General features: G+C 57.3%; 21 protein-coding genes. 16 read left to right on the top strand and 5 right to left on the bottom strand.

The window, feature by feature from the left end; translation table 11 throughout:
- Nucleotides 1–30 precede the first annotated feature (30 nt).
- The gene (locus HFD97_RS15175; protein WP_167432192.1) at nucleotides 31–1209 is read left to right on the top strand and encodes an MFS transporter; all 1179 of its coding nucleotides are present in this window, start codon (nucleotides 31–33) and stop codon (nucleotides 1207–1209) included.
- 308 nt (nucleotides 1210–1517) lie between these two features.
- Here HFD97_RS15175 and leuD read toward each other — a convergent pair whose 3' ends face one another.
- From leuD to leuL, 5 genes are all read right to left on the bottom strand, one after another.
- Nucleotides 1518–2123, bottom strand: coding sequence for a 3-isopropylmalate dehydratase small subunit (gene leuD / locus HFD97_RS15170; protein ID WP_003854779.1), 606 nt, complete (start codon nucleotides 2121–2123; stop codon nucleotides 1518–1520).
- Between the two features lie 3 nt (nucleotides 2124–2126).
- On the bottom strand, nucleotides 2127–3533 hold the full coding sequence (gene leuC / locus HFD97_RS15165; RefSeq protein WP_009092161.1) for a 3-isopropylmalate dehydratase large subunit: 1407 nt from the start codon (nucleotides 3531–3533) through the stop codon (nucleotides 2127–2129).
- Nucleotides 3534–3537: 4 nt separating this feature from the next.
- A complete protein-coding gene (leuB, locus tag HFD97_RS15160) occupies nucleotides 3538–4629 on the bottom strand; it encodes a 3-isopropylmalate dehydrogenase (protein ID WP_009092158.1) in 1092 nt (363 codons plus the stop codon).
- Nucleotides 4630–4631: 2 nt separating this feature from the next.
- Nucleotides 4632–6194: a 2-isopropylmalate synthase gene (leuA, locus tag HFD97_RS15155; protein WP_046101207.1), complete on the bottom strand. Its 1563-nt coding sequence runs from the start codon at nucleotides 6192–6194 to the stop codon at nucleotides 4632–4634.
- 89 nt (nucleotides 6195–6283) lie between these two features.
- Nucleotides 6284–6367 carry a leu operon leader peptide gene (gene leuL, locus HFD97_RS22500; RefSeq protein WP_111208305.1) on the bottom strand — a complete coding sequence of 28 codons (84 nt, stop codon included), beginning with the start codon at nucleotides 6365–6367 and terminating at the stop codon, nucleotides 6284–6286.
- 730 nt (nucleotides 6368–7097) lie between these two features.
- Between leuL and ilvI the strand changes: the two genes are divergently transcribed.
- The 15 genes from ilvI to HFD97_RS15075 all read left to right on the top strand — a co-directional run bounded on the left by ilvI (nucleotide 7098) and on the right by HFD97_RS15075 (nucleotide 24473).
- Nucleotides 7098–8822, top strand: a complete 1725-nt coding sequence (gene ilvI, locus HFD97_RS15145) for an acetolactate synthase 3 large subunit (protein ID WP_167432191.1) — start codon at nucleotides 7098–7100, stop codon at nucleotides 8820–8822.
- Nucleotides 8823–8824: 2 nt separating this feature from the next.
- Entirely contained in the window at nucleotides 8825–9316 is a 492-nt protein-coding gene (ilvN, locus tag HFD97_RS15140) for an acetolactate synthase small subunit (RefSeq protein ID WP_111208304.1), read from the top strand.
- Nucleotides 9317–9512: 196 nt separating this feature from the next.
- Nucleotides 9513–10523, top strand: coding sequence for a catabolite repressor/activator (cra, locus tag HFD97_RS15135; RefSeq protein ID WP_009092150.1), 1011 nt, complete (start codon nucleotides 9513–9515; stop codon nucleotides 10521–10523).
- A 495-nt stretch (nucleotides 10524–11018) separates the two neighbouring features.
- Entirely contained in the window at nucleotides 11019–11477 is a 459-nt protein-coding gene (gene mraZ / locus HFD97_RS15130; RefSeq protein ID WP_009092149.1) for a division/cell wall cluster transcriptional repressor MraZ, read from the top strand.
- Between the two features lie 2 nt (nucleotides 11478–11479).
- A complete protein-coding gene (rsmH, locus tag HFD97_RS15125) occupies nucleotides 11480–12421 on the top strand; it encodes a 16S rRNA (cytosine(1402)-N(4))-methyltransferase RsmH (protein ID WP_009092147.1) in 942 nt (313 codons plus the stop codon).
- Nucleotides 12418–12738, top strand: coding sequence for a cell division protein FtsL (gene ftsL, locus HFD97_RS15120; RefSeq protein WP_003854764.1), 321 nt, complete (start codon nucleotides 12418–12420; stop codon nucleotides 12736–12738). The genes rsmH and ftsL overlap by 4 nt, the downstream gene beginning before the upstream one ends.
- Before the next feature lie 16 nt (nucleotides 12739–12754).
- A complete protein-coding gene (locus HFD97_RS15115; RefSeq protein ID WP_009092146.1) occupies nucleotides 12755–14521 on the top strand; it encodes a peptidoglycan glycosyltransferase FtsI in 1767 nt (588 codons plus the stop codon).
- Nucleotides 14508–15995 (top strand): UDP-N-acetylmuramoyl-L-alanyl-D-glutamate--2,6-diaminopimelate ligase, encoded by a 1488-nt coding sequence (gene murE, locus HFD97_RS15110; RefSeq protein WP_167432190.1) that lies wholly within the window; start codon nucleotides 14508–14510, stop codon nucleotides 15993–15995. Before HFD97_RS15115 ends, murE begins: the two co-directional genes overlap by 14 nt.
- Nucleotides 15992–17350, top strand: a complete 1359-nt coding sequence (murF, locus tag HFD97_RS15105; protein ID WP_167432189.1) for a UDP-N-acetylmuramoyl-tripeptide--D-alanyl-D-alanine ligase — start codon at nucleotides 15992–15994, stop codon at nucleotides 17348–17350. Before murE ends, murF begins: the two co-directional genes overlap by 4 nt.
- Nucleotides 17344–18426 carry a phospho-N-acetylmuramoyl-pentapeptide-transferase gene (gene mraY, locus HFD97_RS15100; RefSeq protein WP_009092141.1) on the top strand — a complete coding sequence of 361 codons (1083 nt, stop codon included), beginning with the start codon at nucleotides 17344–17346 and terminating at the stop codon, nucleotides 18424–18426. The genes murF and mraY overlap by 7 nt, the downstream gene beginning before the upstream one ends.
- Nucleotides 18427–18428: 2 nt before the next feature.
- A complete protein-coding gene (gene murD / locus HFD97_RS15095) occupies nucleotides 18429–19745 on the top strand; it encodes a UDP-N-acetylmuramoyl-L-alanine--D-glutamate ligase (protein WP_009092140.1) in 1317 nt (438 codons plus the stop codon).
- Nucleotides 19745–20959: a cell division protein FtsW gene (gene ftsW, locus HFD97_RS15090; RefSeq protein WP_009092138.1), complete on the top strand. Its 1215-nt coding sequence runs from the start codon at nucleotides 19745–19747 to the stop codon at nucleotides 20957–20959. Before murD ends, ftsW begins: the two co-directional genes overlap by 1 nt.
- Nucleotides 20956–22014 (top strand): undecaprenyldiphospho-muramoylpentapeptide beta-N-acetylglucosaminyltransferase, encoded by a 1059-nt coding sequence (gene murG, locus HFD97_RS15085; protein WP_009092136.1) that lies wholly within the window; start codon nucleotides 20956–20958, stop codon nucleotides 22012–22014. The genes ftsW and murG overlap by 4 nt, the downstream gene beginning before the upstream one ends.
- A 70-nt stretch (nucleotides 22015–22084) precedes the next feature.
- Complete coding sequence (gene murC, locus HFD97_RS15080) at nucleotides 22085–23563, top strand: UDP-N-acetylmuramate--L-alanine ligase (RefSeq protein ID WP_009092134.1); 1479 nt, start codon at nucleotides 22085–22087, stop codon at nucleotides 23561–23563.
- Complete coding sequence (locus HFD97_RS15075; RefSeq protein WP_140028858.1) at nucleotides 23553–24473, top strand: D-alanine--D-alanine ligase; 921 nt, start codon at nucleotides 23553–23555, stop codon at nucleotides 24471–24473. Before murC ends, HFD97_RS15075 begins: the two co-directional genes overlap by 11 nt.
- Nucleotide 24474: the final 1 nt, after the last annotated feature.

Raw genomic sequence — 24474 nt, 5'->3', positions numbered from 1 at the left:
CTCTCTGTTTAGCCTCTAAGGGATTTCGCTATGAAATCGCTGTTAACGCGGCAGCGCCGCATCAATCCGGTTTACCTCGCTTTTATGGTCGCCTCGTTCATGCTGGGCGTGGCGGGCGCATTGCAGGCACCGACGCTGAGCCTGTTTCTGACGCGCGAAGTGCAGGCCCGCCCTTTCTGGGTCGGACTGTTTTTTACCATCAATGCAGTGGCCGGTATTCTGGTGAGCATGCTGGTGGCGAAGCGTTCGGACAGCGTGGGGGACCGCCGTAATATCATCCTGTTCTGCTGCCTGATGGCGCTGGTTAATGCGCTGCTGTTTGCCTTCAGCCGCCACTACCTGACGCTGATTACGCTGGGTGTGCTGCTGTCGGCGCTCGCCAGCGTCTCAATGCCTCAGCTCTTTGCGCTGGCCCGGGAATATGCCGATCAGTCGGCGCGTGAAGCGGTCATGTTCAGTTCGGTGATGCGCGCGCAGCTGTCGCTGGCGTGGGTCATCGGGCCACCGCTCTCATTTGCGCTGGCGCTGAACTATGGTTTTGTCACGCTGTTTATGGTGGCCGCCGCGCTGTTTCTGATCTGTATCCTGCTGGTCTGGTTTACCCTGCCGTCAGTGCCCCGTGCGCAGCCGCTGCTGCAAAGCGGCGGTCTGCCGCTAAACGGCTGGCGCGACCGGGATGTGCGCCTGCTGTTTATCGCCTCGGTGGTGATGTGGACCTGCAATACCATGTATATCATTGATATGCCGCTCTATATCAGTACGACGCTTGGCCTGCCGGAAAAGCTGGCGGGTCTGCTGATGGGCACGGCCGCCGGGCTGGAGATCCCGGTGATGCTGCTGGCCGGGCATTACGCCCGCCGCATGGGCAAGCGCCGGTTAATGCTGGTGGCGGTGGCCGCCGGGGTGCTGTTTTACCTGGGGCTGGTGCTGTTTAACTCCCGCACGTCACTGATGGTATTGCAGCTGTTTAATGCGGTGTTTGTCGGGATTATTGCCGGGATTGGGATGTTGTGGTTCCAGGATCTGATGCCGGGACGGCCTGGCGCCGCAACCACCCTGTTCACCAACTCTATCTCAACCGGCATGATTCTGGCCGGGGTGATTCAGGGTACGCTGAGCGAGCGGCTGGGACATGAGGCGGTCTACTGGCTGGCATTCGCGCTGGCGATTGTGGCGCTGGTGATGTCGGCACGGGTGCGCGACGTATAAAGAAGAAGGGCGACAGGATGTCGCCCTTTTTTTAACTATTGAGGAATCTGGACCGGTCGCTGTGATAGCGAGCCTGCTCAGGGAACACGGTCAGATCGGAAAGGCGCTTAAGCCAATCCCTGGCCGCTCGGCCCGCGCGATTACGCACCTCATCCATGAGGTGCGCCCGTAAACGGGCCAACGCATTGCGTTGTTCAAAAACGCTCCCGACGTTTTTGTCCCTGGCGCGGGACGCTTTCCTCCTCTGACCGTGTTCCCTGCGCGTTAAGCTAAATTGTTGCTGTCAGATTAGCCCTGTCTTAACGCAATCAGCGCAGGAAGGCGGGCTGATTCTGCTCATACTGCGAAATTGACGCTTCATGCTGCAGGGTCAGACCGATGCTGTCGAGGCCGTTGATCATGCAGTGGCGACGGAAGCTGTCGAGTTCGAACGGGTAGACTTTATCGCCTGCGGTCACCGTCTGCGCTTCCAGATCGACCGTAAAGCTGATGCCTGGCTGAGCCGCAACCAGCCGGAACAGCTCATCCACTTCCTCTTCGCTTAACTTCACCGGCAGCAGCTGATTGTTGAAGCTGTTGCCGTAGAAGATATCGGCGAAGCTTGGCGCAATCACCACGTGAAAACCGAAATCGGTCAGCGCCCACGGAGCGTGTTCACGAGAGGAGCCACAGCCAAAGTTCTCGCGCGCCAGCAGAATGCTGGTGCCTTTAAACTCTGGCTTGTTCAGCACAAAGCCGGGGGTAGGGACCGTGCCGGCGTCATCTTCAAAACGCCAGTCATGGAACAGGTGCTGACCAAAACCGGTGCGGGTCACCTTCTGCAAAAACTGCTTAGGGATGATCGCGTCGGTATCGACGTTTGCGGCGTCCAGCGGCGCGACGATGCCGGTGTGCTGAGTAAATTTATTCGCCATGACTTATGCTCCTGTCGTCAGTTCACGGATGTCGGCAAAGTGGCCGGTGACGGCTGCCGCTGCGGCCATCGCCGGGCTGACCAGATGGGTTCGTCCACCGCGGCCCTGACGACCTTCAAAATTACGGTTGCTGGTTGACGCGCAACGCTCGCCGGGGTTGAGGCGGTCATTGTTCATCGCCAGACACATGGAGCAGCCTGGCAGACGCCACTCAAAGCCCGCTTCCAGGAAGATTTTATCCAGACCTTCCGCTTCCGCCTGTGCTTTTACAGGACCGGAACCGGGCACTACCATTGCAACCACACCCGGCGCAACTTTGCGGCCTTTGGCGATAGCGGCGGCGGCACGCAGATCCTCAATGCGCGAGTTGGTGCAGGAGCCGATAAAGACTTTATCAATCGCGACATCGGTCAGTCGGATGCCTGGCTGCAGATTCATATACGCCAGCGCTTTTTCCGCTGAGGCGCGCTCCACCGGATCGGCGAATGAGGCCGGGTTCGGGATCACCTGATCAACGGCGATCACCTGACCGGGGTTGGTGCCCCAGGTGACCTGTGGCGCAATCTCTTCTGCATGCAGCGTGACCACCGCATCATAGGTCGCGCCTTCATCTGACTTCAGCGTGCGCCAGTACTCTACAGCCTGCTCCCACTTCTCACCCTGTGGGGAGAACTGGCGGCCTTTCAGGTAGCTGAAGGTGGTCTCGTCCGGTGCCACCAGGCCCGCTTTCGCGCCCATTTCAATCGCCATGTTGCACAGCGTCATACGACCTTCCATGCTCAGCGCCTGAATGGCCGGACCGCAGAACTCAACCACATAGCCGGTTCCGCCTGCGCTGCCGGTTTTGCCGATGATCGCCAGGACAATATCTTTTGCCGTAATACCGGTTGAAGCCTGGCCCAGCACCTCAATTTTCATGGTTTTCGCCCGGCCCTGCTTCAGGGTCTGGGTGGCAAACACATGCTCTACTTCGGAGGTGCCGATACCAAAGGCCAGTGAGCCGAAGGCTCCGTGCGTCGCCGTGTGCGAGTCACCGCACACGATGGTCATGCCTGGCAGCGTCATGCCCTGCTCAGGGCCGATAACGTGCACAATTCCCTGATACGGGTGGTTCAGGTCATAGAGCTGTACGCCAAATTCAGCGCAGTTCTTCATCAGCTCCTGCATCTGAATCCGCGCCATCTCGCCCGACGCATTGATGTCTTTGGTCTGAGTAGAGACGTTGTGGTCCATGGTGGCAAAGGTTTTGCCCGGCTGACGCACCTTGCGTCCATGCGCGCGCAGACCATCAAAAGCCTGTGGCGAGGTGACTTCATGGATCAGGTGGCGATCGATATAGAGTAATGGCGTTTCGTTCGGCGCTTCGTGGACGACATGTGCATCAAATAACTTCTGGTATAAGGTTTTCATTTTTTTATTTTTCCTCGGCGATAAAGCGGGCAATGATGCTGCCCATCTCATCTGTGCTGACCGCTGGGCCATCACCGGCTAAATCTTTAGTGCGGTAGCCCTGTTCCAGCGCACGACTGATGGCGCGTTCGATACTGTCGGCAGCCTCATCGGCATTCAGGCTGTAGCGTAACAGCAGGGACAGCGACAGGATCTGCGCGACCGGGTTAGCAATATTCTGTCCGGCGATATCCGGTGCGGAGCCGCCTGCCGGTTCAAACAGGCCAAAGCCCGCTTCATTCAGGCTGGCGGAAGGCAGCATCCCCATCGAACCGGTGATCATGGCGCACTCATCAGAGAGAATGTCGCCGAACAGGTTGGAGCAGAGCAGCACGTCAAACTGTGACGGATCTTTGATCAACTGCATGGTGGCATTGTCGATATAGATGTGGCTCAGCTGTACGTCCGGATACTCTTTAGCGACCTCGTTAACGATTTCACGCCACATGACTGAGGTCTGCAGGACGTTGGCTTTATCTACTGAGGTCACTTTATTGCGGCGTTTACGCGCAGACTCAAACGCGATACGGGCGATGCGCTCGATCTCGAAGCGGTGGTAAACCTCCGTATCGAATGCCCGCTCTTCCGGGCCGCTGCCTTCGCGTCCTTTAGGCTGACCAAAATAGATGCCGCCGGTCAGTTCACGCACGCACAGGATATCGAAGCCTTTCGCCGCGATGTCGGCGCGCAGCGGGCAGAAAGCTTCCAGACCGCTGTAGAGTGCCGCCGGGCGCAGGTTACTGAACAGTCTGAAGTGTTTGCGCAGGGGCAGCAGAGCACCGCGTTCCGGCTGCGAAGCCGGTGGCAAATGTTCCCACTTCGGTCCGCCAACCGAACCAAACAGGATCGCATCTGCCTGCTCGCAGCCCGCTACGGTCGCAGGAGGCAGGGGTTCGCCGTGCTGATCGATAGCGATGCCGCCGACCGCATATTCCTGAGTGGTAATCTGCATATCAAAGCGCTGACGAATGGCATCCAGCACTTTCATTGCCTGTGCCATCACTTCCGGGCCAATGCCGTCACCGGGTAAAACTGCGATATGAGAAGAGCTGGACATAGTTATACGGTTTCCTTCTGATCTTTAAATTTGCGTTGCAATTCCTGTTCAACCTGGCGGGCACGCCAGATATTGTTCAGCGCATTCACCATCGCTTTGGCAGACGATTCCACGATATCGGTCGCCAGACCGACGCCGTGGAACTTACGGCCGTTGTAGCTCACCACAATGTCGACCTGACCCAGCGCGTTTTCGCCGTGGCCTTTGGCGGTCAGTTTGTAGTTAACCAGCTCCGCGTCGAACTGAGTAATACGGTTAATGGCCTGATAGACCGCGTCAACCGGGCCGTTGCCGGTGGCCGCATCCGCTTTGGCATCATCGCCGCAGCCCAGCTTGACAGAGGCGGTAGCGGTGATGCCGGAACCGGTCTGAACGTTAAATTCATGCAGCTGAAAATGCTCCGGCTCTTCATTCTGTTTATTGATGAAGGCCAGCGCTTCCAGGTCGTAGTCGAACACCTGACCTTTTTTGTCAGCCAGTTTCAGGAAGGCGTCATACAGGGCATCCAGATTGTAATCCTGCTCTGCATAGCCCATCTCTTCCATACGATGTTTTACCGCCGCGCGGCCAGAACGTGAGGTCAGGTTCAGCTGAATCTTGTGTAAGCCGATCGACTCCGGCGTCAGGATTTCATAGTTTTCGCGATTCTTCAGCACGCCATCCTGATGAATACCGGAGGAGTGGGCGAAGGCGTTGGAGCCGACCACCGCCTTGTTCGCCGGGATAGGCATATTGCAGATCTGGCTCACCATCTGGCTGGTGCGGTAGATCTCCTGATGATTGATGTTGGTGTGCACATTCATGATCTGCTGGCGGGTTTTGATCGCCATGATCACCTCTTCCAGCGCACAGTTACCGGCACGTTCACCCAGACCATTCAGCGTGCCTTCAACCTGACGTGCACCCGCCTGGACAGCCGCCAGGGCGTTACCGGTCGCCATACCCAGGTCATCGTGCGTATGGACAGAGAGAATCGCTTTGTCGATGTTAGGCACGCGGTTGATCAACTGGCTGATGATGTGAGCATATTCGCCTGGCAGGGTATAACCCACGGTGTCCGGGATATTGATGGTGTTTGCACCGGCATTAATTGCGGCTTCAACCATCCGGCACAGGTCATCAATCGGGGTACGGCCGCCATCTTCACAGGAGAATTCAACGTCATTGGTGTAGTTGCGGGCACGTTTCACCATGTGAACCGCGCGCTCAATCACCTCGGGCAGCGTGCTGCGCAGTTTGGTGGCGATATGCATCGGTGAGGTGGCAATGAAGGTATGAATACGGAAGGCTTCGGCAACGCGCAGTGATTCGTACGCCGCATCAATATCCTTCTCCACACAGCGGGCCAGACCGCAGACCCGACTGTTTTTAATGGTGCGCGCGATGGTCTGTACGGATTCAAAATCGCCAGGTGAGGAGACCGGGAAACCCACTTCCATGACATCCACGCCCATACGCTCCAGCGCTAATGCAATCTGCAATTTTTCTTTCACACTCAGGCTGGCCTGTAATGCCTGCTCACCGTCGCGCAGAGTGGTATCGAAAATAATGACTTGCTGACTCATCGTATTCATCCTTATGCATTTTCTGGCCTGGCAACGAGCATAAAAAAACCCGCGACAGGCGCGGGTTTTTAACTTTCAGCAGGTTTGAATCAGTGTTTGATTCCGCCCACAAGTCTACCGCGCAAGCTGTATGCGTTTAGTAGTAGACCGAGAAGGCGAGCAAAACGAAACATGGATTCAAACCTTATAAATTGTTGTGCTGCCTATATTGGTACTGCAATCACTCAGGGATGTCAACCTTCTGTGCAGGGTTATTCTCCAGCGAGTAAAAGGAAGATCGTCTGTTATTTTACGGCCTGACAGCGTAATGAATAGCGCAGAAGTGAGTGCCGCGCCGGTCAGGCAGGATAAGCACGCTGTTGTAGCGTAAGGATTCTTTTATCTATCTGAAATTTAATGTTTTTATTTTTGCGCCTCTCAGGCGTGACGCAGAATTTATGTCCGCCTGCTTAGCATAATCGTATGCGCTTTAGCGATTTTCTGGTTAATTAACCCGGAAAATAAAAAGGTGTGGCGATTGTGGGCTGGGGCAGGTCACAATAAGTTTTCGTTATTTCTTAGATCACGCTAAAAATAATTTCTTAGTCAGCATTTTCCTCTGCGGTTCTGCGGCGTAATTAGTTTAATCCGCGCAGCCAATTCTTATCGGGCAGAGCCTTTACGTCCCTGCCATTTAATTTACACGGCTTTGCGGTTTGCCTGCCCGCTGAAGTGCGGTTATGGTAATCGACCTACTCTCAGAACAATGAACTCGACAGATTTCTCTGTAACCGGACAGCGGCACAGGTTTCCGCTGTCGTGCATAAACATAAGATTTTGATTGGCAGAGCAGGCACCGGCGTGACGCGATACGTGCAAACGGCCCTATTCATGGCGCCCGGTCCTGAAGCCTGGAGGCAGAAGATGGAGATGTTGTCAGGAGCCGAAATGGTCGTCCGTTCGTTAATCGATCAGGGCGTTAAGCAGGTATTCGGTTATCCGGGTGGCGCGGTATTAGATATCTATGATGCGCTGCAAACCGTCGGGGGTATCGATCACATTCTGGTACGCCATGAGCAGGCTGCGGTGCATATGGCTGACGGCCTCGCACGCGCCACGGGTGAAGTCGGGGTCGTGCTGGTCACTTCCGGCCCCGGCGCGACCAATGCGATCACCGGGATCGCCACCGCCTATATGGACTCTATTCCGCTGGTGATTCTGTCGGGCCAGGTGCCTACCTCACTGATTGGCTATGATGCCTTTCAGGAGTGCGACATGGTCGGCATTTCACGGCCGGTGGTGAAGCACAGTTTTCTGGTGAAAAGCACCGAAGAGATCCCCACCGTGCTGAAAAAGGCGTTCTGGCTCGCCGCCAGCGGACGTCCGGGACCGGTGGTTATCGATCTGCCGAAAGATATTCTCAACCCGGCCAATAAGCTCCCTTATCACTGGCCGGACGCTGTCAGCATGCGCTCCTACAATCCGACCATCCAGGGCCATAAAGGTCAGATTAAGCGTGCGCTGACGACACTGCTGGGCGCAAAACAGCCGGTGATTTATGCCGGTGGCGGAGCCATCACCGCGGGCTGTGAAGCGGAACTGTTACAGCTGGCCGAAAGCCTGAACATTCCGGTCACCACGTCTCTGATGGGGCTGGGCGCGTTTCCTGGGACGCATCGTCAGTGCGTCGGGATGCTTGGCATGCACGGCACCTATGAAGCCAACATGACGATGCACAACACCGATCTGATTTTTGGTATCGGCGTTCGCTTTGACGACCGCACCACCAATAATCTGGCGAAGTATTGCCCCAACGCCACCATCATGCACATTGATATCGACCCGACCTCAATCTCCAAAACGGTGGCGGCGGATATCCCGATCGTGGGTGATGCGAAGCAGGTACTGCAGCAGATGCTGGAGCTGCTGGCGCAAAACGACAGTGAGCCGCGCTCTGAGAGTCTGCAGGCGTGGTGGAGCGCGATTGAGGGCTGGCGCAGTCGTCAGTGCCTGGAGTTCGATCGGACCAGCGACAAGATCAAGCCGCAGGCCGTCATTGAAACCATCAGCCGTCTGACCCACGGCGACGCCTACGTCACGTCCGATGTGGGCCAGCATCAGATGTTTGCTGCGCTCTATTATCCGTTCGATAAACCGCGTCGCTGGATCAACTCCGGGGGGCTGGGCACAATGGGCTTTGGCCTGCCCGCTGCGCTGGGTGTCAAGATGGCGCTGCCGGACGAAACCGTTATCTGCGTGACGGGCGATGGCAGTATCCAGATGAACATTCAGGAGCTCTCTACCGCACTGCAGTACAATCTGCCGGTGCTGGTACTGAGCCTGAATAACCGGGTTCTGGGCATGGTGAAACAGTGGCAGGATATGATCTACTCCGGCCGCCACTCGCAGTCCTATATGGAATCACTGCCTGACTTCGTGCGTCTGGCTGAGGCCTACGGCCACGTCGGGATTGCCATTGAGCATCCGGCTGAGCTGGAAGAGAAGCTGACGCTGGCGCTGGAGAAACTGGCACAGGGGCGTCTGGTGTTTGTGGATGTCGCCGTGGACGGTAGCGAGCATGTTTACCCGATGCAGATTCGCGGTGGCAGCATGGATGAGATGTGGTTAAGCAAAACGGAGAGGACATAATTATGCGTCGCATTTTATCAGTTCTGCTGGAAAACGAATCTGGCGCATTATCCCGTGTCGTCGGTCTCTTTTCGCAGCGCGGCTACAACATCGAAAGCCTGACCGTTGCGCCTACCGATGATCCCACCCTGTCGCGGATGACCATTCAGACGGTAGGCGACCAGAAGGTGCTGGAGCAGATCGAAAAGCAGCTGCACAAGCTGGTGGATGTGCTGCGCGTGACCGAACTGGGGCAGGGTGCCTACGTTGAGCGTGAGATCATGCTGGTGAAGATCCAGGCGAGTGGCTATGGCCGTGAAGAGGTGAAGCGCAACGCTGAGATCTTCCGTGGTCAAATCATTGATGTAACGCCTACGCTGTACACGGTTCAGCTGGCAGGCACCAGTGACAAACTGGACGCGTTTCTCCATTCCGTGCGTGAAGTTGCCGAAATCGTTGAAGTGGCCCGCTCCGGTATTGTGGGCGTATCACGCGGCGATCGCATCATGCGTTAATCACGCTGCGTCACCATCGAACCTCACCTAACCCGGCGAAATGCCGGGTTTTTTTATTTTTTATGCGCCAGGCTGGTTACATTCAGAAAAGCGGTTGCTCCGCGCACTTTTCTGCTGTTAGATGATAGCCATGAGTTATCCATAGCTTAACTGCGGCTATTTCTGCCGTAAAAGCGGATTTGATGGTGGGGTTATCGTGAAGCTGGATGAAATTGCGCGTTTGGCAGGCGTGTCGCGCACCACGGCCAGTTATGTGATCAATGGTAAAGCGCGGCAGTATCGTGTCAGCGACAAAACCGTTGAGAAAGTGATGGCGGTCGTGCGTGAACATAATTATCACCCCAATGCGGTGGCCGCCGGGCTGCGCGCCGGGCGAACGCGCTCTATTGGGCTGGTGATTCCCGATCTGGAGAATACCAGTTACACCCGTATTGCAAACTATCTTGAACGTCAGGCGCGTCAGCGAGGCTATCAGCTGCTGATCGCCTGCTCAGAAGATCAGCCTGATAACGAGATGCGTTGTATTGAGCATCTGCTACAGCGTCAGGTCGACGCAATCATCGTCTCCACCTCGTTACCGCCTGAGCATCCCTTTTATCAGCGCTGGGTCAACGATCCGCTGCCGATCATTGCGTTAGACCGTGCGCTGGATCGTGAACATTTCACCAGCGTCGTGGGTGCCGACCAGGACGATGCCCATACGCTGGCGGCTGAACTGCGTCAGCTTGAGGTCAAAAACGTGCTGTTCCTCGGCGCCCTGCCTGAGCTGTCAGTGAGCTTTCTGCGTGAGATGGGATTCCGTGATGCGTGGAAAGATGACCCGCGGCCGATAGATTACATCTACTGCAACAGCTTCGAACGCACCGCTGCCGCCGCACTGTTTGAGCGTTATCTTGAAGAGCATCCGATGCCGGAGGCGCTTTTTACCACCTCTTTCGGGCTGCTGCAGGGCGTCATGGATGTCACGCTGAAACGAGACGGCCGGCTGCCTACCGAGCTGGCGATTGCCACCTTTGGCGACCACGAATTACTGGACTTTCTTGAGTGCCCGGTGCTGGCCGTAGGACAGCGCCATCGTGACGTCGCCGAACGGGTACTGGAATTAGTTTTAGCCTCGCTGGATGAGCCAAGAAAACCTAAACCCGGTTTAACCCGTATCCGCCGTAATTTATATCGTCGCGGACAATTAAGCCGAAGAGTTAAATGAGGGAAGGGCAGTATTACGCTGCCCGCCACGTTTATTTTTTCCGAATTACTGATTAAATAAACAGGTCGACGTAAAAAAGCGTAAATTCTGCTCATCAATTCTAACAAAGCAGAAAGGGTTATTTTTATTATCTGCTTACAACTTCAACAAATGCCGCTTTCCTGTCCGGCCTGAGCCGCTGGGCTTTCTTTCGGAAATCCCCTAAAATGCCGCCGCTGTCTCAGAAACCACGAGAAATATTCAGCGTGTGACGCTGTTTCATTTTTAATCGTTTTTTCCGCGCCCGCTTTTTTTATTCAGGTATTCATTGGTTTAATTTTTTCTTTCTCTTTTTATTCGATCAGGGCGTCGGCAGCCATTAATTCGGCGCTCTGTAAATAGTGATATTCAACTGCCGCTCCGGCTTGACAAGGATTTCATCGAATCCTTAAACTCGTTTCGTGGTAAAAAGTGGGATAAAGTGGTGCAAACGGGTGACCAGGGGGAGAGACTGGCATGTTCCGCGGAGCAACGTTAGTCAATCTCGACAGTAAAGGGCGGCTTGCCGTACCCACGCGATATCGCGATTTGCTGATCGGGGAATCTCAGGGGCAGATGGTCTGTACCATCGACCTCCACCAGCCATGCCTGTTGCTTTATACCCTGCCCGAATGGGAAATCATTGAAAAAAAGCTCGCCCGCTTATCCAGTATGAATCCACTTGAGCGCCGTGTGCAGCGTCTGTTGCTGGGACATGCCAGTGAATGTCAGATGGATAATGCAGGACGCCTGCTGCTGGCGAATACGCTTCGGCAGCACGCAAAATTAACCAAAGAAGTGATGCTGGTCGGACAGTTCAACAAGTTTGAGCTGTGGGATGAACAGACCTGGTATCAACAGGTCAGGGACGATATTGACGCAGAACAGTCAGCTCAGGAGCCTTTATCTGAGCGGTTGCAGGACTTGTCGCTATAGCTATGCAGGAAAATTTCAAACATACCACCGTGCTGTTGGATGAGGCGGTTAACGGCCTCAATATCAGGGAAGACGGTATCTACATCGACGGCACGTTTGGTCGTGGTGGTCATTCACGTCTGATTCTTTCGCAACTGGGAGAGAAGGGACAACTGATCGCCATCGATCGCGACCCTCAAGCTATCGCCGCTGCCGCTGAGATTACAGATCCCCGCTTCTCTATTATTCATGGCCCTTTTTCCGCCCTGGCAGAGTATGTCTCTGAGCGGGATTTGGTCGGAAAAATTGACGGCATCCTGCTGGATCTGGGGGTTTCCTCACCGCAGCTGGATGACGCAGAGCGCGGCTTCTCGTTTATGCGTGACGGACCGCTGGATATGCGTATGGATCCTTCGCGCGGTCACTCCGCCGCCGAGTGGTTGCTGCAGGCGGAAGAGGCAGACATCGCTTTCGTTCTGAAAACCTACGGTGAAGAGCGGTTCGCCAAACGTATCGCCCGCGCCATTGTTGAGCGCAATCGCGAAGCGCCGATGACCCGGACACGGGAGCTGGCTGAGGTGATCGCCGTTGCCACGCCGGTTAAAGATAAGTTCAAGCATCCGGCGACGCGCAGTTTCCAGGCGATCCGTATCTGGATTAACAGTGAACTGGAAGAGATCGATATTGCGCTGAAAGGGGCAGTTGAGGTGCTGGCACCACAAGGGCGCCTTTCGGTGATCAGCTTCCACTCGCTGGAAGATCGGCTGGTGAAACGCTTTATGCGCGATCAGAGTCGCGGGCCGCAGGTCCCAGCCGGGCTGCCAATGACGGAACATCAGCTGCGTGCCCTGGGCGGTCGTGAACTGAAATTACTCGGCAAAATGTCGCCGGGCGATGCCGAAGTTTCTGAGAACCCGCGCGCGCGCAGTTCGGTATTACGTATTGCGGAGAAAACCGACGCATGATCGGTAATGAGCGTCACAGTCTGCCCGCCGTCATCGGCGGGGATCTGCTGCGAAAGGGCAAGATCCCGGTGCTGTTGCTGATCGCTGTGGTGGTTTCTGCCGTGCTGGTGGTCACCACCACCCATAAAACCCGACTGTTAACCGCACAGCGTGAACAGCTGGTACTGGAGCGCGACGCGCTGGATATCGAATGGCGCAACCTGATTCTGGAAGAGAATGCGCTGGGCGATCACAGCCGTGTCGAACGCATCGCCACCGAGAAGCTGCAGCTGCAGCACGTTGATCCTTCACAAGAAAATATCGTGGTGCAGAAATAAGGACCTCAGATAGCGAATGAGCGGTACAGGCAGAACGCTGAAGTTAAAGAAACCGGAAGATAAGGCCAGCTTTGTAAGCTGGCGTTTTGCGTTGCTGTGCGGCTGTATTTTGCTGGCGCTGGGTGGACTGCTGTCACGCGTTGCCTGGCTGCAGGTGATCAATCCAGGCAAGCTGGTCAAAGAGGGCGATCTTCGCTCGCTGCGCGTGCAGGCGGTGCCGACATCGCGCGGGATGATCAGCGATCGAGCCGGACGCCCGCTCGCCGTCAGTGTCCCGGTAAATGCCATCTGGGCCGATCCCAAAGAGCTCCACGCCGGCGGCGGCGTCACACTGGACAGCCGCTGGAAGGCGCTCTCCGATGCGCTTTCGATTCCGCTGGATCAGCTGGCGGCGCGTGTTAACGCCAACCCTAAAGGCCGCTTCGTCTATCTGGCGCGCCAGGTCAATCCGGCTATCGGCGAGTACGTTAAAAAACTCAAACTTCCCGGTATTCATCTGCGCGAAGAGTCACGCCGCTACTATCCTGCCGGGCAGGTCACCTCCCATCTGATTGGTTTTACCAATATCGACGGACAGGGCATTGAAGGCATCGAGAAGAGCTTTGATAAGTGGCTGACCGGTGCGCCGGGCGAACGAACGGTGCGTAAAGACCGTTACGGTCGGGTCATCGAAGATATCTCTTCCGTCGACAGCCGGGCGGCCCACAACCTGACCCTGAGCATTGATGAACGTCTGCAGGCGCTGGTTTACCGCGAACTGAATAACGCCGTGGCGTTCAACAAAGCGGAGTCGGGCACGGCGGTGCTGGTGGATGTGAACACCGGTGAAGTGCTGGCGATGGCTAACAGCCCGGCTTACAACCCGAACAATCTCAGTAATACCTCCAAAGATCTGATGCGCAACCGCGCCATTACCGACATTTTCGAGCCTGGCTCAACCGTGAAGCCGATGGTGGTGATGACGGCGCTGCAACGCGGCGTGGTCAGAGAGAACAGCGTTCTGAATACCGTGCCGTACCGCGTCAATGGTCATGAGATCAAAGATGTGGCGCGCTACAACGAATTGACCCTGACAGGGGTTCTGCAGAAGTCGAGTAACGTCGGGGTTTCACGTCTGGCGTTAGCGATGCCCTCCTCAGCGCTGGTAGAAACTTACTCGCGTTTTGGACTGGGCAAACCGACCAATTTGGGGCTGGTCGGGGAAAGCAGTGGCTTATACCCTAAAAAACAACGGTGGTCTGACATAGAGAGGGCCACCTTCTCTTTCGGCTACGGGCTAATGGTAACGCCGTTACAGTTAGCGCGAGTCTACGCAACCATTGGCAGCTATGGCATTAATCGCCCGCTGTCGATTACCAAAGTCGACCCGCCCGTCGCGGGTGAGCGCGTTTTCGATGAGTCGCTGGTGAAAACCGTGATGCATATGATGGAAAGCGTGGCGCTGCCCGGTGGCGGCGGTGTCAAAGCGGCCATCAAGGGCTATCGCATTGCGATAAAAACCGGTACGGCGAAAAAAGTCGGGCCGGATGGTCGCTACGTCAACAAATACATCGCCTATACCGCAGGTGTTGCACCTGCCAGTCATCCTCGGTTCGCGCTGGTGGTGGTGATCAACGATCCCCAGGCCGGCAAATATTATGGTGGTGCGGTTTCTGCTCCGGTGTTTGGTGCCATCATGGGCGGCGTACTGCGCACCATGAACATCGAACCGGATGCGTTACCGACCAATGACAGAAACGAGCTGGTGACTAACAGAAGTGAGGAATCAAGTGACAGATCGTAACCTGCGCGACTTACTCGGCCCCTGGGTGCCAGGCGCGCCGGCGCGCCCACTGCGTGACATGACCCTGGACAGCCGCCTTGCGGCGTCTGGCGATCTGTTTGTCGCTGTTTCAGGCCATCAGGTTGATGGACGCCGCTTTATCCCGCAGGCGATTGCGCAGGGCGTCGCTGCGGTTGTGGCGGAAGCCGAAGGCGAAGCCGCCGACGGTGAAATCCGTGAGATGCACGGCGTGCCGGTTATCTATCTGGCGCAGCTGCATCAGCGTCTTTCGGCATTAGCCGGACGCTTTTACCAGCAGCCAGGTGAAAAACAGAAGCTGATCGGCGTGACCGGCACCAACGGCAAAACCACCACCACGCAGTTACTGGCGCAGTGGGCAATGCTGCTGGGTGAAACCAGCGCGGTCATGGGCACGGTCGGCAACGGCCTTGTAGGCCAGCTGGCCGCAGCCGAAAATACCACCGGCTCTGCGGTAGACGTACAGCATCTGCTGCACGATCTGGCTGAAAAAGGGGCGACTCTGACCGCTATGGAAGTTTCTTCACACGGGCTGGTTCAGCATCGCGTCGCGGCGCTGCCGTTTGCCGCTGCGGTCTTCACTAATCTCAGCCGCGACCACCTCGACTATCACGGTGACATGGAGAGCTATGAGTCCGCCAAATGGCTGCTCTTCTCTGAGCATCAGGTCGGTCAGGCGATCCTCAACGCGGATGATGAAGTGGGGCGTCGCTGGCTCGCGCGCTTACCGGATGCGGTCGCGGTCACTATGGAGAATAACCTCCAGCCGGGTTGCCATGGCCGCTGGCTGAAAGCCGACGCGGTGGAGTATCACGACAACGGCGCCCATATCCGTTTCAGCTCCAGCTGGGGCAATGGCGACATTGTCAGCCCGCTGATGGGCGCATTCAATGTCAGCAATCTGATGCTGGCGCTGGCGACCCTGCTGGCGCTCGACTATCCGCTGGCGACGCTGATCGACGCCGCCCCCCGGTTACAGCCGGTCAACGGGCGTATGGAAGTGTTCAGTGCCGCAGGTAAACCCACGGTCGTGGTCGATTACGCTCACACGCCAGACGCGCTGGAAAAAGCGCTGGAAGCGGCACGCCTGCACTGCACAGGAAAACTGTGGTGCCTGTTTGGCTGCGGTGGCGATCGTGATAAAGGGAAACGCCCGTTAATGGGGGCGATTGCCGAGCAGTTTGCCGATGTGGTGGTGATTACCGATGACAACCCGCGCAGCGAAGATCCGCAGGCCATCGTCAACGATATTCTGACCGGTTTGCTGGACCCGGGCCGCGCCCGTGTGGTCTCCGGTCGTGCGCAGGCGGTGACTAACACCATTATGCAGGCGCAGCCTGACGACATCGTGCTGGTCGCGGGCAAGGGCCACGAAGATTATCAGATCATCGGTACACACCGGCTTGATTACTCCGACCGCGCAACGGTCGCGGCTCTGCTGGGAGGCACAGCATGATTCCGGTTTCATTACAGACCCTGGCACAGATTACCGGCGGCACGCTTTACGGCAGCGACCTCACTCTGAACGAGGTCACCACAGATACCCGCAAGGTGACGGCTGGCAGCCTGTTTGTCGCGCTGGTGGGTGAGCGTTTTGATGCGCATGACTTTGTCGGCGATGCGATAGCGAATGGCGCACAGGCGCTGCTGGTCAGTCAGCATTTACCTGTCGCTGTACCGCAGGTGGTCGTTGAGGATACCCGGCTCGCCTTTGGCAGACTGGGGGCCTGGGTTCGCCAGCAGTCGACCGCTCGCGTCGTGGCGCTGACCGGCTCTTCCGGGAAAACCTCGGTGAAAGAGATGACCGCGGCGATTTTGCGTCAGTGTGGTGAAACGCTCTATACCGCCGGTAATCTCAATAACGACTATGGCGTCCCGATGACGCTGCTGCGCCTGACACCTGAACATCAGTATGCGGTGATCGAGCTGGGCGCGAATCATCAGGGCGAGATCGCCTATACCACCGATCTGGTTCGGCCGGAGAGTGCGCTGGTTAACAACCTGGCGGCAGCACATCTGGAAGGCTTTGGTTCACTGGCAGGCGTTGCCAAAGCCAAAGGCGAAATTTTTCAGGGCTTACCGCCGCACGGCATTGCGATTCTGAATGCCGAGAGCAATGACTGGCCAAAGTGGCAGGCGAATCTGCAGGATAAAACCGTGTGGCGCTTTGCACCGCAGGCGGCAGGGTGCGACTTCTCCGCCCGCGATATCCGCATTGCTCAGGACGGCACCCATTTTGTCATGGTGACTCCGCATGGCGAAGTGGAGATCGTTCTGCCGCTGCCGGGTCGCCATAACATCGCTAATGCTCTGGCCGCTGCGGCGCTGGCCCTGTCAGTGGACGCGCCGCTGAGCGCCGTTCAGCAGGGGCTGAAAAGCCTGCAGTCGGTGCCTGGCCGTCTGTTCCCGGTGCGCCTTTCTGCGCAGCAGCTGCTGCTGGATGACAGCTACAACGCTAACGTCGGTTCAATGACCGCAGCGGTTCAGGTGCTGTCCGAGATGCCGGGCTATCGGGTGCTGGTGGCGGGGGATATGGCCGAGCTGGGCGACGAGACCGAACAGTGTCACCGCGAAGTCGGCGAGGCGGCACGTGACGCAGGCATTGATCGCGTGCTGACGACCGGCAGATTCAGCCATTTCATCAGCGAAAGCAGCAAAGCTGGCGAACATTTCAGCGATAAGACGGCGCTGACTGAACGTTTACGCCAGCTGTTGTCCGAACACTCAGAAATTACTGTCTTGATAAAAGGTTCGCGTAGTGCCGCCATGGAGCAGGTAGTACAGAGCTTACAGGAGAAAGGAACATGTTAGTTTGGCTGGCCGAGCATCTGGTCGCTTTATATTCCGGTTTTAACGTCTTTTCCTATCTGACGTTTCGCGCCATTGTCAGCCTGCTGACCGCGTTATTTATCTCGCTCTGGATGGGACCGCGCCTGATCGCCTGGCTGCAGAAGTTACAGATCGGTCAGGTTGTCCGCAACGACGGCCCGGAGTCTCACTTCAGCAAGCGCGGCACGCCGACTATGGGCGGCATCATGATCCTGACCTCCATCACCATTTCGGTGCTGATGTGGGCCTATCCGTCGAATCCGTATGTCTGGTGTGTGCTGGTGGTATTAATCGGCTTTGGCATCATCGGCTTTGTCGACGACTACCGCAAAGTCGTACGTAAAGACACCAAGGGACTGATTGCCCGCTGGAAATATTTCTGGATGTCGGTGATTTCGCTGGGCGTGGCGTTCGCGCTGTATGCGGCAGGCAAAGATACGCCGGCGACCCAGCTGGTGGTGCCATTTTTCAAAGACATCATGCCGCAGCTCGGCCTCTTTTATGTGCTGCTGGCCTACTTTGTGATTGTCGGAACGGGTAATGCGGTCAACCTGACCGATGGCCTGGATGGTCTGGCTATTATGCCGACCGTCTTTGTAGCGGCCGGCTTCGCACTGGTTGCCTGGGCAACGGGTAATGTGAAATTCGCAGAATATCTGCATATCCCTTACCTGCGTCATGCCGGTGAACTGGTGATTGTCTGCACCGCTATCGTCGGGGCAGGGCTGGGCTTTCTGTGGTTCAACACCTACCCGGCACAGGTCTTTATGGGGGACGTGGGCTCGCTGGCACTGGGCGGCGCGCTGGGAACCATCGCGGTGTTACTGCGTCAGGAATTTTTACTGGTGATCATGGGCGGCGTGTTTGTGGTTGAGACGCTGTCGGTGATCCTGCAGGTGGGATCGTTCAAGCTGCGCGGTCAGCGTATTTTCCGCATGGCGCCGATCCATCACCACTATGAACTGAAAGGCTGGCCGGAACCGCGCGTGATTGTGCGCTTCTGGATTATTTCGCTAATGCTGGTGCTGATTGGCCTGGCCACGCTGAAGGTGCGTTAATCATGGCTGACTATCGGGGTAGAAAAGTCGTCATCATCGGGCTGGGCCTGACCGGGCTCTCCTGTGTTGATTTCTTTCTGGCGCAGGGCGTAACGCCTCGCGTGATGGATACCCGTGTCTCGCCGCCGGGGCTGGATAAATTGCCCGGGCAGGTTGAACGCCATCTGGGCGGTCTTAACGGCGACTGGCTGCTGACCTCCGATCTGATTGTTGCCAGTCCGGGCATCGCGCTGGCGCATCCGCTTCTCAGCGAAGCAGCAGATGCCGGCATCGAAATCGTCGGCGACATCGAGCTGTTTTGCCGCGAGGCGCAGGCGCCTGTCGTGGCGATTACCGGTTCCAACGGCAAAAGCACGGTGACGACGCTGGTGGGCGAGATGGCCAAAGCCGCAGGCTGGCAGGTGGGCGTGGGCGGCAACATCGGCCTGCCCGCACTGAGCCTGCTGCAGTCTCCGGCGCAGCTCTACGTGCTGGAGCTCTCCAGTTTTCAGCTTGAGACTACGCACAGCCTGAAAGCCGCGGCGGCAACCGTGCTGAACGTCAGCGAAGATCATATGGATCGCTATCCGCTGGGGATGCAGCAGTATCGTGCCGCCAAACTGCGGGTTTACGAGAACGCGCAGACCTGCATCGTTAACGCCGATGACGCCCTGACGATGCCGGTTCGCGGGGCGGACACCCGTTGTGTCAGCTTTGGCATCGATTTCGGTGACTATCACCTTAACAAGCAGCAGGGCAGTATCTGGCTGCGGGTGAAGGGTGAGAAGGTGCTGAACACCGCTGAAATGAAAATGACCGGCCAGCACAACTACACCAATGCACTGGCGGCGCTGGCTCTGGCTGATGCCGTAGGGTTGCCACGCGCCTCCAGCCTGGCCGCTTTAACGCATTTTAACGGTCTGGCACATCGCTTCCAGCTGGTGCATGAGCATCAGGGCGTGCGCTGGATTAACGACTCTAAAGCCACCAATGTTGGCAGCACCGAAGCGGCACTGAATGGTCTGCAGGTGAACGGCACGTTATGGCTGCTGATGGGCGGCGATGGCAAATCAGCCGACTTTACGCCGCTGATCCCCTGGCTGCAGGGTGACAATGTGCGTCTCTACTGTTTTGGCCGCGACGGTGATGCGCTGGCGGCGCTGCGTCCTGAGATCGCCGTACGCACGGAGACGATGCGTCAGGCAATGGAGCAGATCGCGCCTCAGGTTAAATCCGGCGATATGGTTCTGCTCTCGCCCGCCTGTGCCAGCCTTGACCAGTTCCGTAACTTTGAGCAGCGCGGCGATCAGTTCGCGCAGCTGGCGAAGGAGCTGAGCTGATGCGTATTCCTGGCGCCGGACTGGCTCACTATTTCTCAGGACGCCTGAAAGATTGGGTCATGGGAGCGCGTGAAAGTGATGACACTTCACTGGTGCTCTATGACCGCACGCTGTTATGGCTGACGCTCGGTCTGGCAGTGATTGGTTTTGTGATGGTGACCTCGGCCTCTATGCCGGTCGGTCAGCGTCTGAATGACGATCTCTTTTACTTTGCCAAGCGTGACGCCTTCTACATTGCGCTGGCGCTGGGCATGGCGCTGGTCACGCTGCGGGTGCCGATGGATTTCTGGCAGCGCTACAGCAACGTGATGCTGATGGTCACGATCGTCATGCTGCTGATTGTTCTGGTGGTCGGCAGCTCGGTTAACGGCGCATCGCGCTGGATTGCGCTGGGTCCGCTGCGTATCCAGCCTGCGGAGCTGTCGAAGCTCTCCCTGTTCTGCTATCTCGCCAGTTACCTGGTGCGCAAAGTGGAAGAGGTGCGTAATAACTTCTGGGGCTTCTGTAAACCGATGGGCGTCATGGTCGTGCTGGCGGTGTTACTGCTGGCGCAGCCCGACCTGGGAACGGTGGTGGTGCTGTTTGTTACGACGCTGGCGATGCTCTTCCTGGCGGGGGCCAAGCTGTGGCAGTTCATGGCGATTATCGGCTCCGGTATCTTTGCGGTGATCCTGCTTATCATTGCAGAACCCTACCGTATGCGCCGCGTGACGTCGTTCTGGAATCCCTGGGAAGATCCGTTTGGGAGTGGCTACCAGCTGACCCAGTCGCTGATGGCCTTTGGCCGCGGTGAGTTCTGGGGGCAGGGACTCGGTAACTCCGTGCAAAAGCTGGAATATCTGCCGGAGGCGCACACCGACTTTATTTTCGCCATCATAGGGGAAGAACTCGGTTACATCGGTGTGGTATTGGCACTTTTAATGGTATTCTTCGTCGCTTTTCGTGCGATGTCGATTGGCCGACGTGCGCTGGAGCTGGATCAGCGTTTTTCCGGCTTTTTAGCCTGTTCAATTGGCGTCTGGTTCAGCTTCCAGGCGCTGGTTAACGTTGGGGCTGCAGCCGGTATGTTACCGACTAAAGGCCTGACCTTGCCGCTGATCAGTTACGGTGGTTCGAGTCTGATCATTATGTCGACCGCCATCGTCTTTTTATTACGCATAGATTATGAAACGCGCCTGGCGAAAGCGCAGGCGTTTACCCGAGGTGGTCGATGAGCGGTAAGCGATTGATGGTGATGGCAGGCGGAACCGGCGGACATGTTTTTCCCGGTCTGGCTGTCGCCCATCATCTGATGGAACAGGGCTGGCAGGTTCGCTGGTTAGGCACTGCCGACCGCATGGAGGCCGATCTGGTGCCGAAGCACGGCATTGAGATCGACTTTATCCGCATCAGCGGACTGCGTGGTAAAGGCCTGAAAGCGCTGCTGCTGGCGCCCATGCGCATCTTCAATGCATGGCGTCAGGCACGTCGCATTATGAAAGCCTGGCAGCCCGATGTTGTGCTGGGCATGGGCGGCTACGTTTCCGGTCCCGGTGGCCTGGCGGCCTGGAGTTGCGGCATTCCGGTGGTACTGCATGAGCAGAACGGGATTGCCGGACTGACCAACAAATGGCTGGCGAAAATCGCCACCAAAGTGCTGCAGGCGTTTCCGGGGGCTTTTCCTGCTGCCGATGTAGTGGGCAATCCGGTGCGTACGGATGTGCTGGCGCTGCCTCTGCCGGCACAACGACTGGCCGACCGGTCGGGCCCGATCCGGGTGCTGGTGATTGGCGGCAGTCAGGGCGCACGCATACTGAACCAGACGCTGCCGCAGATTGCGGCGCTGGTGGGTGATGAGATCACCCTGTGGCATCAGACCGGTAAAGGGGCGCTGCCTGAAACGGAGAAAGCCTATCAGCAGGCGGGTCAGACGCAGCACAGGGTCACCGAGTTTATCGATGATATGGCGGCGGCCTATGCCTGGGCCGATGTGGTGGTCTGCCGCTCCGGGGCGTTAACCGTGAGTGAAGTCGCTGCCGCCGGTTTACCGGCGATTTTCGTGCCGTTTCAGCACAAGGATCGCCAGCAGTACTGGAACGCGCTGCCGCTGGAAAAAGCGGGCGCCGCCAGAATTTTTGAGCAGCCACAGTTTACTGCGGAGGCCGTAGCGGATCTGCTACGCCACTGGGATCGCGCAACCCTGTTGACGATGGCTGAGCAAGCCCGTCAGGTGGCGATCCCCGATGCGACCGATCGGGTCGCACAGGAAGTGGCTCGCGCCGCAAAGTAATCATTCCGGTCAGCGTGTCTGACCTGTACCCGGGCCGGGTACAAACTGAAAGAGCAGGTAATTGAGAGCGATGAATACACAACAATTGGCAAAACTGCGTTCTATCGTGCCCGAGATGCGTCGCGTCCGGCACATCCACTTTGTCGGCATCGGTGGTGCTGGCATGGGCGGTATTGCCGAAGTGTTAGCAAATGAAGGCTACCATATCAGCGGTTCAGATCTGGCCCCTAACCCGGTGACGCAGAACCTGATAGCGCTGGGTGCGACCATCTATTTTAACCATCGCCCTGAAAACGTGAACGATGCCAGCGTGGTGGTGGTTTCCAGCGCGGTTTCGCAGGATAACCCTGAACTGGTGGCGGCGCGTGAACAGCGCATTCCGGTCATCCGTCGCGCGGAGATGCTGGCGGAGCTGATGCGATTCCGTCACGGCATCGCCGTTGCGGGCACCCATGGCAAAACTACCACCACGGCGATGGTCTCAAGCATTTATGCGGAAGCCGGGCTGGATCCGACCTTTGTGAACGGCGGACTGGTCAAAGCAGCAGGCACCCATGCCCGTCTGGGCAACAGCCGCTATCTGATTGCCGAAGCGGATGAGAGTGACGCGTCGTTCCTGCATCTGCAGCCGATGGTGGCGATTGTGACCAACATCGAAGCGGACCACATGGACACCTATCAGGGCGATTTTGAGAACCTGAAGCAGACCTTTATTAACTTCCTGCACAACCTGCCGTTTTACGGTCGCGCAGTGATGTGCGTGGATGATGCGGTGATCCGCGATCTGATCCCACGTGTAGGACGGCACATTACCACCTACGGTTTCAGTGATGACGCTGACCTGCGCATTGAGAATTATGAGCAGAGTGGTGCGCAGGGACATTTCACCCTGATTCGTCAGGATAAAGCGCCGCTGCAGATTACGCTGAACGCACCGGGCCGCCACAACGCGCTGAATGCGGCCGCCGCGGTTGCCGTCGCCAGTGAAGAGGGCATTGAAGACAACGCCATTCTGGCCGCGCTGGAAAGCTTCCAGGGCACGGGCCGTCGCTTTGATCTGCTGGGTGAGTTCCCGACCGAACCGGTAAACGGGCAGCCGGGCAGCGCAATGCTGGTGGATGACTATGGTCATCATCCGACTGAAGTTGAGGCGACGATCAAAGCGGCACGCGCAGGCTGGCCGGACAAAAAACTGGTCATGGTATTTCAGCCGCACCGTTTCAGCCGAACCCGCGATCTCTTCGATGATTTCGCCAACGTGCTGTCACATGTCGATGTCCTGCTGATGCTGGATGTCTACTCTGCCGGTGAGACGGCCATTCCGGGCGCAGACAGCCGTTCGCTCTGCCGTGCGATTCGCAATCGGGGCAAAGTGGATCCGATTCTGGTGCCGGAACATGACGCGCTGCCGGAGATGCTGGCACCGCTGCTGTCAGGCAACGATCTGATTCTGGTGCAGGGGGCCGGTAACGTCGGTAAGGTTGCCCGCAAGCTGGCTGACGCGAAGCTCCAGCCGGAGCAGAAAGCGGAGGATCGTCATGGCGGATAAAGTTGCCGTATTAATGGGCGGTACCTCGGCAGAGCGTGAGGTGTCACTCAACTCGGGTCAGGCTGTGTTAGCCGGATTACGGGAAATGGGCATTGATGCACATGGCATCGATACCCGTGATGTTTCGGTTCTCACGCTGAAAGAGCAGGGCTTTACCAAAGCCTTTATCGCTCTGCATGGCCGGGGTGGCGAAGATGGCTCGCTGCAGGCGGTGCTGGAGTTTCTGCAACTGCCCTACACGGGCAGCGGCGTGATGGCCTCAGCCGTCACCATGGACAAGCTGCGCACCAAACTGCTGTGGCAGGGGCGCGGCTTACCTTCAGGGCGCTTTGTCTGGCTGACGCGTCAGCAGTTTGCTGCCGGGCTGGATGCAGAGAGCGACGCGGCGATTGCGGCGCTTGGCCTGCCACTGTTTGTTAAGCCAGCCTGTGAAGGCTCCAGCGTGGGTATCAGCCGGGTCAACGATCTGAGCGCGCTGCCTGCTGCACTGGAACTGGCGTTTAAGCACGACAATGACGTGCTGGTCGAGGCGTTTCTCAGCGGCGCGGAGTATACCGTCGCGATTGTGGGCGATCGTATTCTGCCTGCCATTGAAATTAAGAGCGCCAGTGAGTTCTATGACTATGAAGCTAAATACATTTCTGACGATACTCAGTATCTCTGTCCGGCCGATTTAAGTGCCGAACGGGAAGCAGAATTGCAGCAGCTGGTGCTGGCAGCCTGGCGTGCGCTGGGATGCCGTGGCTGGGGACGGGTTGATGTGATGACCGACGGAGAGGGGAACTTTCAGCTGCTGGAAGCCAACACCTCACCGGGCATGACCAGCCACAGTCTGGTTCCGATGGCGGCGAAACAGGCGGGTATGCGTTTCCCGCAGCTGGTTGCCCATATTCTGGAGCTGGCCGACTGAT

Origin of the sequence: Pantoea sp. EKM103V (assembly GCF_011800365.1) — a bacterium.
Classification (GTDB): domain Bacteria; phylum Pseudomonadota; class Gammaproteobacteria; order Enterobacterales; family Enterobacteriaceae; genus Pantoea; species Pantoea anthophila.
This window is presented reverse-complemented; position numbering and strand designations above follow the sequence as displayed.

Bases quoted from the DNA above. Each gene is read 5' to 3' on its own strand.
- HFD97_RS15175 (WP_167432192.1), top strand. From the start codon at position 31: ATGAAATCGCTGTTAACGCGGCAGCGCCGCATCAATCCGGTTTACCTC.
- leuD (WP_003854779.1), bottom strand. From the start codon at position 2,123: ATGGCGAATAAATTTACTCAGCACACCGGCATCGTCGCGCCGCTGGAC.
- leuC (WP_009092161.1), bottom strand. From the start codon at position 3,533: ATGAAAACCTTATACCAGAAGTTATTTGATGCACATGTCGTCCACGAA.
- leuB (WP_009092158.1), bottom strand. From the start codon at position 4,629: ATGTCCAGCTCTTCTCATATCGCAGTTTTACCCGGTGACGGCATTGGC.
- leuA (WP_046101207.1), bottom strand. From the start codon at position 6,194: ATGAGTCAGCAAGTCATTATTTTCGATACCACTCTGCGCGACGGTGAG.
- leuL (WP_111208305.1), bottom strand. From the start codon at position 6,367: ATGTTTCGTTTTGCTCGCCTTCTCGGTCTACTACTAAACGCATACAGC.
- ilvI (WP_167432191.1), top strand. From the start codon at position 7,098: ATGGAGATGTTGTCAGGAGCCGAAATGGTCGTCCGTTCGTTAATCGAT.
- ilvN (WP_111208304.1), top strand. From the start codon at position 8,825: ATGCGTCGCATTTTATCAGTTCTGCTGGAAAACGAATCTGGCGCATTA.
- mraZ (WP_009092149.1), top strand. From the start codon at position 11,019: ATGTTCCGCGGAGCAACGTTAGTCAATCTCGACAGTAAAGGGCGGCTT.
- rsmH (WP_009092147.1), top strand. From the start codon at position 11,480: ATGCAGGAAAATTTCAAACATACCACCGTGCTGTTGGATGAGGCGGTT.
- ftsL (WP_003854764.1), top strand. From the start codon at position 12,418: ATGATCGGTAATGAGCGTCACAGTCTGCCCGCCGTCATCGGCGGGGAT.
- HFD97_RS15115 (WP_009092146.1), top strand. From the start codon at position 12,755: ATGAGCGGTACAGGCAGAACGCTGAAGTTAAAGAAACCGGAAGATAAG.
- murF (WP_167432189.1), top strand. From the start codon at position 15,992: ATGATTCCGGTTTCATTACAGACCCTGGCACAGATTACCGGCGGCACG.
- mraY (WP_009092141.1), top strand. From the start codon at position 17,344: ATGTTAGTTTGGCTGGCCGAGCATCTGGTCGCTTTATATTCCGGTTTT.
- murD (WP_009092140.1), top strand. From the start codon at position 18,429: ATGGCTGACTATCGGGGTAGAAAAGTCGTCATCATCGGGCTGGGCCTG.
- ftsW (WP_009092138.1), top strand. From the start codon at position 19,745: ATGCGTATTCCTGGCGCCGGACTGGCTCACTATTTCTCAGGACGCCTG.
- murG (WP_009092136.1), top strand. From the start codon at position 20,956: ATGAGCGGTAAGCGATTGATGGTGATGGCAGGCGGAACCGGCGGACAT.
- murC (WP_009092134.1), top strand. From the start codon at position 22,085: ATGAATACACAACAATTGGCAAAACTGCGTTCTATCGTGCCCGAGATG.
- HFD97_RS15075 (WP_140028858.1), top strand. From the start codon at position 23,553: ATGGCGGATAAAGTTGCCGTATTAATGGGCGGTACCTCGGCAGAGCGT.